We start from the raw sequence: 13,840 nt of genomic DNA, 5'->3' as shown, positions 1-13,840 counted from the left end.
CCTACTGCCATTTACGGTGATAAGCACCGAGAGTGGTTTGTGTCCCTTCGGCTACCGCACCCAGCGAATCCATCCATTCCTGTGTCGGCACGAAGCTCTCCGGCGCAGCCTGACAACGATCAATCGCTTCTCGCCATACGCGGGTTATCTGGCTGACATAAGCTGGGCTGCGCTGACGGCCTTCAATTTTTACCGAGGCAATATTGGACGCCATCAGTTCCGGTAGCAGTTCCAGTGTATTCAGGCTGGTGGGCTCTTCCAGCGCGTGATAGCGCTGGCCATCCACCAGATACCGACCCTTGCACAAGGTAGGGTAACCGGCGTTTTCATCATCCTGATAGCGGTCAATCAAGACGTTATTGAGACGGGATTCCATACCGTGATCGGTTTGCTGCCAGCGCACGAAACGTGCCGGTGAACAGGCACCAACGGTATTGGGTGACTCACCGGTCAGATAGGATGACAAATAGCAGCGTCCTTCGGCCATGATACACAGGCTACCGAAAGCGAATACTTCCAGCGGAACCGGGCTGGTACGTGCCAGTTGCTTCACTTGATGAATTGATAGCACGCGCGGCAATACCACGCGGGAAACGTCGAAATGACGTTGATAAAAGCGGATGGCTTCTTCATTGGTGGCTGATGCCTGTACGGAAACGTGTCGTTCAATGTGGGGGTAGCGTTCTGCCGCATATTCCAGCATCGCCAGGTCGGCCAGAATCAACGCATCCGCACCGGTTTGCGCGGCCATATCTACTGCTCGCTGCCAACGTTGATACCCATCGGGATGAGCAAAGGTGTTAATGGCGATATGCAGCTTGCGCCGGTGATGGCGCACATATTCGCAGGCTTCCTGAAGTTTTTTATCGGTAAAGTTGAGGCCAGCAAAATGTCGGGCATTCGTATCGTCTTTCAGCCCGATATAGACCGCGTCTGCACCATTATCGATAGCAGCTTTCAATGCTGGCAGGTTGCCAGCGGGGCAAAGCAGTTCCATACAAATTCCTTCACACATCAAGGTTCCCCGATCGGATTCCCCCAGATGCGATCAATAACGTTGGCGGACTGATGAAGGTTGTTATCAGTCAATGAATGTTTTTAACGAAACAGAATATTAGTTAACCCGCTGGCACGGGACTTTGATTTAAACCAGCATATGTGCGATGAAAACAAGATTGATGTCGTCTATGTGTCGTGATTTCCACGATAACAGGTTAAATTATTGACATAGGCCTCTGCTGCATTTGTGTGATGTGGCAAAATGATGGCAGATTATCAAGTAGGTCAGCATCGCTTTATAGGAGTACGCCAGTGTTGGAAAAACTACGGGCACAAATTGTGCGTCAAGGGCCGAGGTTATTGGGCAAACCACTGAAGTTCACGCCTTTTGCCTTGCAGCATCGGGTACTGGAACAACTGCTAACGTGGCAGTTTCGGCAAGCGCTGGAGGATGGTGAACTGGCGTTTCTGGAAGGCCGCTGGCTGAAAATAGACGTCCGTGATGTGGATTTACACTGGTTTATGACGCTGCAGGATAATCACCTGGTGGTGAGTCATAACGAAATGGCTGATGTTTGTTTTAGTGCCGATGCCAATGATTTGATCCTGATCGCTGCTCGAAAGGAAGATCCCGATACTCTGTTTTTCCAGCGTCGCCTGCGTATTGAAGGTGATACTGAGCTGGGGTTGTATGTGAAGAACCTTATGGATGCCGTTGAACTGGAAAATATGCCGGCGCCGTTGCGCGTCACATTGTTACAGCTGGCTGAATTTATTGCTGCGGGCTTGCAGGAGGGCGTGGATCAATCAACGGTACACGCATCGGCGTCATGCTAGTTCGGGTTGAAATTCCGGTTGATGCACCCGGCATTGACAGTTTGTTGCGGCAGGCATTTCCGACCGGTGCCGAGGCTGAGTTGGTGCGTCAATTGCGTGAAAATGGGCAACTGACCTTAGGCATCGTAGCGACTGATGATGAAGGTGGTGTGATTGGCTATGCTGCGTTCAGTCCCGTAACGATTGAAAATGAAGACCGGCAGTGGGTGGGGTTGGCACCGCTGGCAGTCGATGAACGCTTTCGGTGTCAGGGATTGGGGGAGCAACTGGTATATGAAGGGCTGGATGCACTCAACGAATTTGGTTATACCGCAGTGGTGGTATTAGGTAACCCGGCTTACTATTCCCGTTTTGGCTTTGTTCTGGCAATTGAACAACAGTTACGTTGCCGTTGGCCAGGTACAGAGAAATCGTTTCAGGTTTATCCGCTGGCGGATAATCATTTTGAAGGTACCAGCGGTTTGGTGGAGTATGCGGAGCCATTTAGCCATTTGTGAATGCGGAAAGAAATGCGGTTACTGTCTCGGGCTGGTCTTGTACCAGCCTTTCTTTTTGCGCTTTGCTGAGCTGTTTGATGCGATATTCCCATTTCAGCGCGGTAGATCGATCTCCTGCAACACACTGATAAACCAGCACCAGTTCGCCTTTTCCCCGTAACGCTTTGGCACCTTTTCCGGTTTGATGCTGTGTCAGACGGCGTGGCACATCGGTAGTGATACCGGTATAGAGTAGTCCGCTGGCGGTACGCAGCATATAGAGAGACCAGCACGGTACGGGATTTTCAGTTATCACCTGATTCAACATGCTCAACCAGCGCAGTAAAGAGAAGAGTGCTTATTCTACGGTGTTATGCTTCTGAGGGAAGCAACGATATAAGCTAAAATCCTGGTATAAATTGGCAGAATGTAAACTCTGCCAATACCTGTTTTTTAATCTTTATTTATTAACAAGTACCGTTATTATAAAACAGAGAAAGTCGGCGGATTTTATGAACGCTTAAAATTTATTATTAAACAGTGAGATAGTTTTAGATGGTTTCCGTACCTGCGAGGGTAAACCGTCATGAATGTAGTATTCCAGCTAACACAAATATTAAGCAGAATAAGTTATCGGATATAATAACCAGATCCGTTTGAAATTTTACAAACGAGAAAAAATAATCAAGGACAACTCATTCCGTCTGAATAGCCTATTCAATATGCCGCTCATGTTGAATCATCACCTATAAATTCGTTAACTCCCTGTATATGAGACCCTATTTTTTAATTTTTTTAAAACAGACACAATGGGCTTAAAATCCGAAATTGCATAAGTCAGTGCAGATAGTATTTATGATGACAAGCCGACCTATGGTGCAGCCCTGTGTAGCACAACACTAGCGTAAGTCTGGTGGCTCGAATCGGACGATTCAGTCAATATCTATTTGGGCGCAGGCCGCCACGACAGGCGGCGATGGGCCGGGACGAGAGTTCCCAGCGTGATGTGACATCGGGGCCGGGGTATCGAGCGAGGACAAATAGATGCTGAAGTGGCGTGTAACTGATGTGATGATAAATTGAAATTAAGTGCCTATATGAGATTTTTCTTCGAATTTCTTAAACCCATCTTCTATGGTTGGGATGATTTCTATCATCTCGAAGTAAGGTTTGGTTATCAGCGTGGAATCTCTCAGCCTTTCGATAGCGAAATAGAATGATTCCATGTCATCGGCGTGGAACATTGCCACATCAGTGCATTTCGTTGTGAATGCTTCAGCATCAAACATTCTTAACGATACTTTCCCGCCAGAAAGTACGGTAGGTATTACCTCATCAGCGATCCTGTTTCTCTCGCTTCGTGGTAGTCGTAGCCATTCTGTGGTGGTTTTTAATAATACAAAAACAGTAATCATAAGCGCTTGATCATTTTTATCTCCAGATGTTAGGAAAATACCGCTATCTGGATAGAAAGTGAAAGTCATAAATGTTTAATTTTATGACATTGTGGTTCCGTTGCGTTGAAACTATCAGGGGATTGATGCAACGTTAAAATGTCACCTAATCCTGCAATATTGAATGTCACCTATATGAAGAAGATAGGCATCGGTAATAACAGCGTTCAGAACGGGATATGAAGCAAGATTTTTGCCTCTGTCAGACGGTGTTGCGCTACTAATAGTGGAGAATATCTGTGAAAAAGTCATTTACGTTCGTTTATCTACTGCTGTTTTTGAGTGCTTTTACTGTATCAGCGGCAGGCTGGCCGCCGGTAACTGGGGCGAAGGTACCTGGGAATGCAATGGAGTTCCCGACCAAGCTGGAGCCGGTCAATTCCTCTCTGGAAACAATGCTCAATAAAGGAGCAGAGGTTGTGTCTTCTTATGTTGGTCAATATGGGCCGGTTGTTACCATCAAGAACAACAAGCACTATATCATTTGCATTCTTAAAGGTGCGGGAACCGGCTCCGATCAGAACGTGGCAACGTCTAAGTGCTACGCTATGAATTAGAGAGAAAAAGCCTGTATCTGCCTGCGGACGTTATGATAAGCATTATGACGGTTTCCCGATCCGTTCAACGTGTGTAAACGAAAAGCCGTCTGGTAATTTCAGACCATATCCAGCAAGCCTGGCTTAATGACATAAGCTGGCGTGCAACAGCATATGTGCTGGGCCGTGGAGAGATCACCCTGACATAGAAAACGTGTCAGTCACTGGGCAGGGAAAGGCTTAGAGAATAAGCTCTTTCCCTGAATGGTGGCGAGAGCCGAACCGGCGTTACTGTCTGTGCTAAGGCAACAGGCCGATAAATACGGTTTTCTTGCGTGGGCCGGTCATCAGTTCCTCCAGTTGCTCGACACATTTCAGGTAGTGCGGCGTTTGCTTATGGGCGGCGACGGCCTGTTCATCGACATACGCTTCATAGATATAAAAGCGGGTTGGGATATGTTCATCCCTGAGCACGTCAAAGCGTAAATTGCCGGCTTCTTTGATAGAGCCTTGATGATTGGCAGTAAAAACAGTCATGAATTGATCAATTTTGTCTTCTTTCACATTAATCTCGACGAGGGTAACGTGCATGCTTTTCTCCTTGTAGTTAGCGTGCCATCAGCTGCCAGACTGTCACGCTTTACCAACCGGTTGTTTTAGTGTTCCCGGTTAACCTTTTTCATGTAAGAACAGTTGGTAAGCCGCTTCTGCATTTTCATTTTCATGCACAATGGCATGAACAGCCTTCAACATGGCAATCGGGGCTTTTGACTGGAAAATATTGCGACCCATATCAACCCCGGAAGCCCCTTGATCAATGGCCTGATAGCACATTTCCAACGCATCATGTTCTGGCAGCTTTTTCCCGCCAGCAATCACGATAGGTACTGGACAACCGGCGGCAATGCGTTCAAAGCCACTATCGACATAATACGTCTTGATGATCTGCGCCCCCATTTCAGCAGCAATACGGGTTGCCAGCGAGAAGTAGCGTTGATCGCGAGCCATATCTTTGCCTACGCCAGTCACCGCCATGGTTGGCATGCCATAACGCATTCCCTGATCAACCAGTTGGATGATGTTTTTAATTGACTGGTGCTCGTGTTCTGTACCGATATAAACCTGGGCGGCCGCCGCGCAGGCGTTGAGACGTAAAGCATCTTCCGTGGCGACAGCAACCGCTTCATTGGATAACTCGGTCAGAATTGAATTAGCGCCGGAGGCACGCAATACGACCGGGCGATTGGCTGCTGCCGGAACAATGCTGCGTAAAATGCCGCGGGTGCACATTAATACGTCGGCATACTCAAACAGTGGCGCGATATTGATATCAATACGTTCCAGACCGGTAGTCGGCCCTTGAAAATAGCCATGATCGAATGCCAGCATCACAGTACGGTTGGTTTTGGGATTAAAAATGCGTGCCAGACGGGATTGCATGCCCCAATCCAGCGAGCCCGAACCTTTAAGCGTAAATTCAGGGTTCTTCTGTGGTACACCAATACCGAAATCTTTACCGTCTTTGATATCGTCTAAATCAGCCATCTTGAATTACTCCAACCGGAGGTGAAAAGTATCATTTCAGCCCACGACCGGAAGCCGCGGGCTACCGAGATTAAAAGTCGTACTTATTGATATTGTCTTTGGTGAAAATGACCCGCTGTGGCAGTAAGACGATACCGCTGCCTTTTGCCTCGTAGGTGTAGCCCTGAATACTGTTCGCGGAGACCTCAACGGTGCCAACGTTCGGGATATCAATCTTGTCCCCGACATTTAGCGTGCCTTTTTTCAGCATTTCATTGGCGACATAGACTGAGATTTTGCCTTGATCAACCACATCCCACAGGCCGAATTCCTTGACTGTGCCGCGCTCCACATACGGGCGCATCACATTCGGAGTACTGAATCCGACAATGGCCACATTGGTGCGTTTCAGGTTCTCTGCCGCCTGTGCTGCCGCTGGCAGGGCGTTTGCATCCGGGGCAATAATGGCATCCAAATCACTGTAGGCTTTTAAAATGCCCTCGGCGGTTTGCAGCGATTTGGTCGCGTCGTTATAACCGAACTGCGTGGTAACCACTTGCCAACCGGGGTGCTCTTGCTGAATTTTCTTCTTCGCTTCATTTACCCACTGATTCTGGTCGGTCACTGTCGGGCTGGAATAGAAGAAAGCCACTTTCGCCTTCTCCTTCTTCACCTGATGGGCGGCCATATCGACCAGCATCGACCCCAATTGATTAGGTGTTCCCTGATCAATATAAATGGAGCGGCATTCCGGCTTGGTGTCAGAATCCCAGGTCAGAATTTTTACGCCCCGTTGCATGGCGCGTTTTAGTGCCGGGCATAAACCATCGGGTGATACTGCCGAAACCACGATGGCGTTATAACCTTGATTAACAAAGTTATTGATCAATTGAACCTGACCGGACACGCTGGGTTCCGTCGGCCCATCGTAGGTGACATCCACCCCCAGCGACTTACCGGCCGCGATAGCACCGTTCCCGCCACTGGTGAAGAAACCCACCCCGACCAGTTTCGGGATAAAGGCGATGCGTTCTGTCGCTTGTGCAGTCGTGATGCAGGCAAATCCGAGGGTACAAACCAGTGCCAGCTTTTTTAATCTTTGTGGTTTCATTGCTATCTCCGAATCACTGTCTTGTTAGGGGTAGAGGTGTTGGCGATTTCAATACGAAAAAGAGGTCGTTAGATTACCGACCGTCTGGTGCGGCGGCGTTGCCACCATTCATTAATCAAATGTCTGTGCAGACTGATAGAACGTCCAACCACTACCAGAATCAGTAGTGCGCCAGACAGCGCGCTGGATATCTGGGTTGGCGTGCCAATCATCTGCAAACCTTGTTGTAAGTAACCCACCAGTAGTACTGCCAGTGCGGTACCGAGGATAGAGCCGGAACCGCCGTAGATGTTGGCACCGCCCAGCACCACGGCAGTGATGGCTGGCATCAGAAAAGAGGCTCCCAGGTCAGAGCGCGCAGAGCCGAAGTAAGACACCAGCAGGACGGCGGCAATGGCGGAGGCCATGCCAGTCAAGGCATACAGCAGGTATAAGGTGCGGGCGACGGGGAGCGCACTGTAACGGGCTACCCGGCTGTTTTGTCCGATAAGAAAAATGTTGCGGCCACTGTGAGTGCGGTGCATCAGCAGCCAGAACAGCAGCACACACACCATAAATATCACCAGTGGCACTGGCAGGCCGAACAGTGTTTGGTTAGCGAAGTCCGTGAATGCCGTCGGGAAACCGCCAATACCTTCATAACCGGTCGCGCCGGAAAAACCGGACAGCAATAATGCACTGCCGCCAAACAGATACATTGTTCCGAGTGTAATAACCAACGGGTTGACACCGGTATACAGAATCAATCCGGCATTAATTAAACCGCATAGCGCGCCGACGATCAGGGTTAACGGGATCGCCATACCCATCGGCACGCCAGCCTTAAACATCACGCCAAGGAATATGGCGCATAATCCGATGGTGGAACCGAATGAGATATCAATGCCGCCACTGACAATCACCATTGTCAGTGGCAGGGCCACAATCCCGATGCAGATAAAATCGCTGGTGCTGAACAGCAACACATTGATGTCCAACATGCGCGGATTTGAGAAACCGAACAGTAATATCTCTAACACCAGCAGTGCGCCCAGAGACAGTTCCCATCCGTAACGTCGATAGATACTCATCGCACTACCTCTTTTTTAATCTGGTGGTTAAAAGGCTTGCCATCACTGAAGGATTGGTTGTCATTCACGGGACGGCTGGCGAAAGATTTACTGTTCGATGGCTTATGGTTACCTGGTTTTGACGGGTGTTCTGTCGGTGGATTTTTTTTATCGGTAGCATTCGTGTTGGTGGTGAATCGGGCATATTTCTGCTGGCGGATATTGCGTTCAATAGCACAACGCAGGCGGCCATCGAACACCAGCACGCCCAGCAGCACCAGGCCGGCAATAAAATCATTCCACCAGGCGGGTAGACGTAACAGCACCAGCACGCTGTCGATCTGTGTCAGTAGATAGGCTCCAAGAATGGCGCCAATAATCGTCCCTGTTCCGCCCAGCAGACTGATGCCGCCCAATACGCAGGCGGCAATAGCTTTCATTTCCAGCCCGCTACCGGTTTGATTGGGGATAAAACCAATTTGTGAGGCAAAGACTATTCCGGCCAGTGCCGCCATTACGCCATTCATGGAAAAAGCAAAAATCCGAATACTGTCAGTCCGAATGCCCAGCTGGCGGGCGCCTTGTAAGTTATCGCCCGTTGCGTAGAAACTGCGGCCAAAAGCGGTTTTACCCAGTAGCCAGGCCATGGCCAGGATAAGCAATATAATCAGCCAGCCAATGGGGGAGATGGAAAACAGAATCGGCGTTGACAGACTTTTTAGATCCTCCGGTAACCCTTCAATCCATTTCCCGCCCGTCAACAGCAGCATCAGGCCACGATATAGTCCCAACGTACCCAGTGTGGCGACAATTGCCGGGATGCGCAGCCAGGCCACCAATATGCCGTTAAAGCAACCAGCCACCATGCCAACCAGTAAGGTCAACAGGCAGGAGATCGCCAGACTGAAACCGGCATTGAGCGCCATACCGATGGTGACGGCACATAAGCCGGTGATAGAGCCGACAGAGACATCTATGTTGCGGGTCAACATCACCATCGTGGCGCCGATCGCCAGTAAAATCAGGATATGGGCACTACTGAAAATCATAGTGAAGGTTTGCAGATTGAAATAGCTGCTGTCGATGGCCGCCAGCAACGCAAATAAGGCCAGGATAGCCAGCAATGCGGTGCCTTCTCGGTTACTCTGAATAAATTTCAACATGCTACACCCTCATTTTCGGTAGGTTGATGGGTGTCGATATGCTGTTCACCAAAGGCGATATGCATAATCGTATCGACGGTCATTTCATCGCCGCTCAGTGCGCCACTGATTTCCCCCTGATGCATGACCAGCACGCGGTCAGCCATCTGCACCACTTCTTCCAAATCCGAAGAGATAAAAATAATCGCCACATGCTGTGCGGCAATACTGCGAATCAATTGATAGATATCACTGCGGGCTGATACATCCACACCACGGGTAGGTTCATCGATGATCAGCAGCAGGGGATTAGCCTCCAGGCATTTGGCAATCAGCAGTTTTTGTTGATTACCGCCGGACAAGGTGCGAACAGGCTGTTCGAGATGGTTAAATTTAATGTTGAGTGCCCGGCGGTAGCGCTCCAGCGTCGCGGCTTCCTGTGCCGGATGGGTCCACACTCCCTGACGGTCATGTGTCAGTGAACACACATTCCAGCTCAGCGGGGCATCAAGGTAGAGACCAGAAGCCTGCCGGTCTTCAGGCAGGTAAACCAACCCGGTCGTTAAGCGATCGACGGTTTTCATCGTAGTGATATCAACGTCTTCCAGTGTAATACGGCCACTGCTGGCAGGACGTAAGCCATACAATGTCTCGGCCAGCTCCGTTCTGCCTGCGCCAACGACGCCCGCTAATCCGAGAATTTCACCGGCCCGGATTTCAAAGGAGATATGCATGAATCCTTCACCGCTCAGGTCTATCACTTGCATTACGGGTTGATCGGATTGAGCGCGTGATTGGGTGCGGCGATTACCCGGCAGCTCCAGCCATAATTTTTGTGTATCACTTAACGCTCCATTTTTACTCTGTGGCGTAATGGCCTGAATAATGGTTTCGGTAGAAAAATCCGCGGTGGCGCCGCTCAACGCAATGCCGCCATCACGCATAACACTGACCCAGTCAGCCAGTTGGCGGATTTCAGGCAATTTATGAGAGATAAAGACGACACCGACGCCCTGTTGCAGCAATATTTTGATCTGGCTGAATAAACGATTGGCTTCGGCGGGCGTTAATGAGGCGGTTGGTTCATCAAGGATTAAAATACGCGAGTCGCGCATCAGGCCGCGCATAATTTCCACTAACTGTTGATCGGCAACATTGAGCGAACCGGCGCTGGCAGACAGATCCAGGCGGCAACCCAGGCTTTCCAGCAACTGGGCCATTTTCTTTTTATCAGTTTGATGTTTTGGCAAACGGAACAGGATATTTTCCTGCACCGAAAGATTGGCAAACAACATCGGTTCTTGCGGAACCAGATAAATACCCAACTGATGCGCTTTCGCCGGCGTGAGGTCGGAGCATGGCTGTCCATTAATCTCGATGATGCCACTATCCGGTGGTAAGACTCCGGCAATGATTTTCATCAGTGTGGATTTTCCCGCACCATTCCCCCCGAGCAGTGCATGGACCTGACCAGACCGTAAAGTGAAATCGATACTTTTCAATACCACTACGCCAGAAAACTGCTTGCTGATACCTCGAGCCTGGAGCAGCGGTGGCGAAGGGGGGACGGTGTATGGCATCAGTGGCTCCTGGTGATCAAAGTGAACAAAAATAATTTAAAAATAAAAATGTTCAAAAAAGATAGCTTGATAATCCCTCAAATGGCGTAATCAATGTCACATTTTTGTGAATAAAAATATTTAAATTAAAATGTGTTCAAATATGTTGCGTAAACTGTTAGCGTGACTATCCAGTGGAATATGACCATGACGCACAGTTTCAGTCTGGGAATAAGAAAGCAGTCAGTAATGATGAAAGAAAAACCAACCATGAAAGAAAAGTCGGTGAGCAAAGAAAAAAACATGTCGTCCAATGATGAATACAAATATCCGGGTAATAGCATGAGTGAAGAGGAACTGCTCGCTCGCATTGCGTGGTTTTATTATCACGATGGCTTAACACAAGGGGATATTGGCGAACTGCTGGGGTTGGCCCGATTAAAAGTTTCCAGGTTACTGGAAAAGGGTCGGCAGTCTGGTGTGATTCGGGTACAGATTAATTCACGCTATGAAGGCTGTCTGGAACTGGAAAACACACTGCAACAGCGCTTTGGCCTTAAGCATATTCGTATCTTGCCTTCTCTGGCTGCTCCAGGCATCAGCAGCCGGCTGGGTATCGGTGCCGCGCATTTATTGATGGCTTTGGTACAGCCTCAACAACTACTGGCTGTTGGTTTCGGTGAAACCACCATGTCTGCGCTACAGCACCTGAGCGGTTTTATCGCATCGCAGCAAGTTCGACTGGTAACGTTATCTGGCGGTGTTGGTTCTTATATGACGGGAATCGGTCAGTTGGATGCCGCCTGCCAGGTCAGTATTATTCCTGCGCCGCTGCGAGCATCCAGTGCCAGCGTTGCCGACACATTCCGTCAGGAAAACAGTGTTCGTGATGTGATGCTGGCTGCCTGTGCAGCCGATGTGGCGGTAGTTGGCATTGGTTCCGTCAATCAGAAAAAAGAGGCCACCATTTTGCGCTCCGGCTATATCAGTGAAGGCGAGCAATTGATGTTCAGCCGTAAAGGCGCGGTCGGAGATATCCTTGGCTACTTTATGCAGGCCGATGGCTCCCTGGTTCCGGACATGCAGATTCATCAGGAATTGATTGGTATTTCGTTGACAGATCTCACCACTATCCCGACCGTTATCGGCGTGGCAGGTGGTGTGGAAAAATCAGACGTCATTGTCGCCGCATTGCAGGGGAAGTATGTGAATGCGTTGGTGACGGATGAGGTGACGGCTCGGTCAGTAATCAATTTGATTTAATTGGCTATTTTTCTTGTCAGCTTGAGATTGGGCTGTGCTCGTTACCGTCACATACTACGTGTATGCTCCGGTCCCTGCGTGCAGTCCGCACTCAATCTGACGGCGACAATAACGCCAATTAAGTGTCAGTTGCAGGCTATTTCTCTTGTCAGCTTGAGATGGTTTTAACTTTTGATGTGAGTAGTGGGGGATTTCCCCGTGGGAGACAGAATTATTCGCGAATTGATATAAAAATCACTTAAAACAGAGGAACGCGTAATGAGTCAGCTCTGTACAACAACTACCGCATCGGGTGATTACCTGATGGCGCTGGATGCCGGTACTGGCAGTGTCCGGGCCGTAATATTTGATCTTAACGGCAATCAGATAGCGGCCGGACAGGCTGAGTGGATACATTTACCGGTGCCTGATGTACCAGGATCGATGGAGTTTGATTTGACGACTAACTGGCAATTGACGTGCCAGTGTATTCGTCAGGCACTGCATCTGGCTAATTTGCCGTCCAGTGCTATCCGTGCGGTAGCTGCCTGCTCAATGCGCGAAGGGATTGTGCTTTATGATCGCAGTGGCACGCCGATCTGGGCTTGCGCCAATGTGGACGCGCGCGCCAGCCATGAAGTCAGTGAGCTAAAAGAGTTGCACAATGATGGGTTTGAATTGGAAGTCTATCAGTGTTCCGGTCAGACGCTGGCATTGAGTGCGATGCCCCGGTTGTTATGGTTGGCTCATCATCGTCCGGATATTTACCGCCAGGCGGGTACGTTAACGATGATAAGTGACTGGCTGGCTAATATGCTCAGTGGCGAGCTGGCCGTTGATCCTTCGAATGCCGGGACTACCGGCATGCTGGATTTGTCCACCCGCGACTGGCAACCGACGTTGCTGGAAATGGCCGGGCTGCGGGCTGACATTTTATCGCCGGTAAAAGAGACTGGAACCTTGCTGGGGCATGTCACGGCACAGGCTGCCGAAGCCTGTGGTTTGCTGGCGGGAACGCCGGTAGTCATGGGCGGTGGTGATGTACAACTGGGTTGCCTGGGATTGGGGGTGGTACAACCGGGGCAGACGGCGGTATTGGGAGGGACATTCTGGCAGCAGGTCGTTAACTTGCCAAAGCCGATTACCGATCCCAATATGAATACCCGAATTAACCCCCATGTCATTCCCGGCATGGTGCAAGCGGAATCCATCAGCTTCTTTACCGGTTTGACCATGCGTTGGTTCCGTGATGCGTTTTGTGCCGAAGAGAAACTGCTGGCCCAGCGGTTGGGGGTGGATACCTACAGCTTGTTGGAGGATATGGCGGCCAGAGTGCCAGCCGGCGCTTACGGGGTCATGCCGATTTTCTCTGATGTGATGCGGTTTAAGTCGTGGTATCACGCCGCCCCTTCTTTTATCAACCTCTCCATTGATCCTGAAAAATGCAACAAAGCCACGTTATTCCGTGCGCTGGAAGAGAATGCGGCTATCGTCTCCGCTTGCAATCTGGCCGAAATCGCTAAATTCTCCGGTGTGAAAGCCTCGTCTGTCGTCTTTGCCGGCGGGGGATCGAAAGGCAAGCTGTGGAGCCAGATTCTGGCGGATGTGACCGGTATCCCGGTGCAAGTGCCGGTGGTAAAAGAAGCCACCGCGTTAGGCTGTGCCATTGCTGCCGGCGTGGGCGTCGGGCTGTATGATGCCCTGGATAAAACCGGTGAGCGGCTGGTGCGCTGGGAGCGGGAATTTATCCCGAACACAGAGCATCAAGCGCTATATCAGGCAGCAAAAACCAACTGGCAAGCGGTGTATACCGATCAACTGACGCTGGTGGACAGTGGGTTGACGACCTCGCTCTGGAAGGCGCCTGGCCTGTGAAGTTGTCCGACCGAATGTCGGGTTGTATGCATCACT

General features: G+C 50.1%; 13 protein-coding genes and 1 pseudogene. 5 read left to right on the top strand and 9 right to left on the bottom strand.

The window, feature by feature from the left end; translation table 11 throughout:
* Position 1: 1 nt before the first annotated feature.
* Positions 2 to 997, bottom strand: coding sequence for a ubiquinone anaerobic biosynthesis protein UbiU (ubiU, locus tag RS889_RS19735; RefSeq protein ID WP_021014389.1), 996 nt, complete (start codon positions 995 to 997; stop codon positions 2 to 4).
* Between the two features lie 314 nt (positions 998 to 1,311).
* Here ubiU and ubiT point away from each other — a divergent pair, with 314 nt between their 5' ends.
* Positions 1,312 to 1,836, top strand: coding sequence for a ubiquinone anaerobic biosynthesis accessory factor UbiT (gene ubiT / locus RS889_RS19730; RefSeq protein ID WP_021014390.1), 525 nt, complete (start codon positions 1,312 to 1,314; stop codon positions 1,834 to 1,836).
* Entirely contained in the window at positions 1,830 to 2,333 is a 504-nt protein-coding gene (locus tag RS889_RS19725) for a GNAT family N-acetyltransferase (protein ID WP_021014391.1), read from the top strand. The genes ubiT and RS889_RS19725 overlap by 7 nt, the downstream gene beginning before the upstream one ends.
* Here the strand turns inward: RS889_RS19725 and RS889_RS19720 are convergent.
* Positions 2,320 to 2,640, bottom strand: a complete 321-nt coding sequence (locus RS889_RS19720) for a GIY-YIG nuclease family protein (RefSeq protein WP_315708459.1) — start codon at positions 2,638 to 2,640, stop codon at positions 2,320 to 2,322. The genes RS889_RS19725 and RS889_RS19720 overlap by 14 nt on opposite strands.
* Before the next feature lie 757 nt (positions 2,641 to 3,397).
* Positions 3,398 to 3,796 carry a darcynin family protein gene (locus tag RS889_RS19715; RefSeq protein ID WP_315708458.1) on the bottom strand — a complete coding sequence of 133 codons (399 nt, stop codon included), beginning with the start codon at positions 3,794 to 3,796 and terminating at the stop codon, positions 3,398 to 3,400.
* Between the two features lie 209 nt (positions 3,797 to 4,005).
* On the opposite strand from RS889_RS19715, the gene RS889_RS19710 reads away from it, so the two are divergent.
* Positions 4,006 to 4,323, top strand: a complete 318-nt coding sequence (locus RS889_RS19710; protein WP_021014394.1) for a hypothetical protein — start codon at positions 4,006 to 4,008, stop codon at positions 4,321 to 4,323.
* A gap of 279 nt (positions 4,324 to 4,602) precedes the next feature.
* Here RS889_RS19710 and lsrG read toward each other — a convergent pair whose 3' ends face one another.
* From lsrG to lsrA, 6 genes and pseudogenes are all read right to left on the bottom strand, one after another.
* Positions 4,603 to 4,893, bottom strand: coding sequence for a (4S)-4-hydroxy-5-phosphonooxypentane-2,3-dione isomerase (lsrG, locus tag RS889_RS19705; protein ID WP_021014395.1), 291 nt, complete (start codon positions 4,891 to 4,893; stop codon positions 4,603 to 4,605).
* Positions 4,894 to 4,971: 78 nt separating this feature from the next.
* Positions 4,972 to 5,847 carry a 3-hydroxy-5-phosphonooxypentane-2,4-dione thiolase gene (gene lsrF / locus RS889_RS19700; RefSeq protein WP_315708457.1) on the bottom strand — a complete coding sequence of 292 codons (876 nt, stop codon included), beginning with the start codon at positions 5,845 to 5,847 and terminating at the stop codon, positions 4,972 to 4,974.
* Between the two features lie 70 nt (positions 5,848 to 5,917).
* Positions 5,918 to 6,937: an autoinducer 2 ABC transporter substrate-binding protein LsrB gene (lsrB, locus tag RS889_RS19695; protein WP_021014397.1), complete on the bottom strand. Its 1,020-nt coding sequence runs from the start codon at positions 6,935 to 6,937 to the stop codon at positions 5,918 to 5,920.
* Between the two features lie 68 nt (positions 6,938 to 7,005).
* Positions 7,006 to 8,007, bottom strand: a complete 1,002-nt coding sequence (gene lsrD, locus RS889_RS19690) for an autoinducer 2 ABC transporter permease LsrD (RefSeq protein WP_315708456.1) — start codon at positions 8,005 to 8,007, stop codon at positions 7,006 to 7,008.
* A 64-nt stretch (positions 8,008 to 8,071) separates the two neighbouring features.
* Positions 8,072 to 9,149: pseudogene (gene lsrC, locus RS889_RS19685) on the bottom strand (autoinducer 2 ABC transporter permease LsrC).
* Entirely contained in the window at positions 9,143 to 10,708 is a 1,566-nt protein-coding gene (lsrA, locus tag RS889_RS19680) for an autoinducer 2 ABC transporter ATP-binding protein LsrA (protein ID WP_315708455.1), read from the bottom strand. The pseudogene lsrC and the gene lsrA overlap by 7 nt, the downstream one beginning before the upstream one ends.
* 249 nt (positions 10,709 to 10,957) lie before the next feature.
* Here lsrA and lsrR point away from each other — a divergent pair, with 249 nt between their 5' ends.
* Positions 10,958 to 11,950 (top strand): transcriptional regulator LsrR, encoded by a 993-nt coding sequence (lsrR, locus tag RS889_RS19675; RefSeq protein WP_315711126.1) that lies wholly within the window; start codon positions 10,958 to 10,960, stop codon positions 11,948 to 11,950.
* Between the two features lie 258 nt (positions 11,951 to 12,208).
* Complete coding sequence (lsrK, locus tag RS889_RS19670; protein WP_315708454.1) at positions 12,209 to 13,804, top strand: autoinducer-2 kinase; 1,596 nt, start codon at positions 12,209 to 12,211, stop codon at positions 13,802 to 13,804.
* The last annotated feature ends 36 nt before the right edge of the window (positions 13,805 to 13,840 follow it).

The sequence above is a fragment of the Brenneria uluponensis genome, assembly GCF_032395385.1.
Lineage (GTDB): Bacteria > Pseudomonadota > Gammaproteobacteria > Enterobacterales > Enterobacteriaceae > Prodigiosinella > Prodigiosinella aquatilis.
Note: the sequence above shows the minus strand (reverse complement) of the source record. Positions and strands in the feature narration are given on the sequence as shown.

Bases quoted from the DNA above. Each gene is read 5' to 3' on its own strand.
- lsrD (WP_315708456.1), bottom strand. From the start codon at position 8,007: ATGAGTATCTATCGACGTTACGGATGGGAACTGTCTCTGGGCGCACTG.
- lsrA (WP_315708455.1), bottom strand. From the start codon at position 10,708: ATGCCATACACCGTCCCCCCTTCGCCACCGCTGCTCCAGGCTCGAGGT.
- lsrK (WP_315708454.1), top strand. From the start codon at position 12,209: ATGAGTCAGCTCTGTACAACAACTACCGCATCGGGTGATTACCTGATG.
- lsrB (WP_021014397.1), bottom strand. From the start codon at position 6,937: ATGAAACCACAAAGATTAAAAAAGCTGGCACTGGTTTGTACCCTCGGA.
- RS889_RS19720 (WP_315708459.1), bottom strand. From the start codon at position 2,640: ATGTTGAATCAGGTGATAACTGAAAATCCCGTACCGTGCTGGTCTCTC.
- lsrR (WP_315711126.1), top strand. From the start codon at position 10,958: ATGAAAGAAAAGTCGGTGAGCAAAGAAAAAAACATGTCGTCCAATGAT.
- ubiU (WP_021014389.1), bottom strand. From the start codon at position 997: ATGGAACTGCTTTGCCCCGCTGGCAACCTGCCAGCATTGAAAGCTGCT.
- RS889_RS19715 (WP_315708458.1), bottom strand. From the start codon at position 3,796: ATGACTTTCACTTTCTATCCAGATAGCGGTATTTTCCTAACATCTGGA.
- lsrF (WP_315708457.1), bottom strand. From the start codon at position 5,847: ATGGCTGATTTAGACGATATCAAAGACGGTAAAGATTTCGGTATTGGT.
- RS889_RS19725 (WP_021014391.1), top strand. From the start codon at position 1,830: ATGCTAGTTCGGGTTGAAATTCCGGTTGATGCACCCGGCATTGACAGT.
- lsrG (WP_021014395.1), bottom strand. From the start codon at position 4,893: ATGCACGTTACCCTCGTCGAGATTAATGTGAAAGAAGACAAAATTGAT.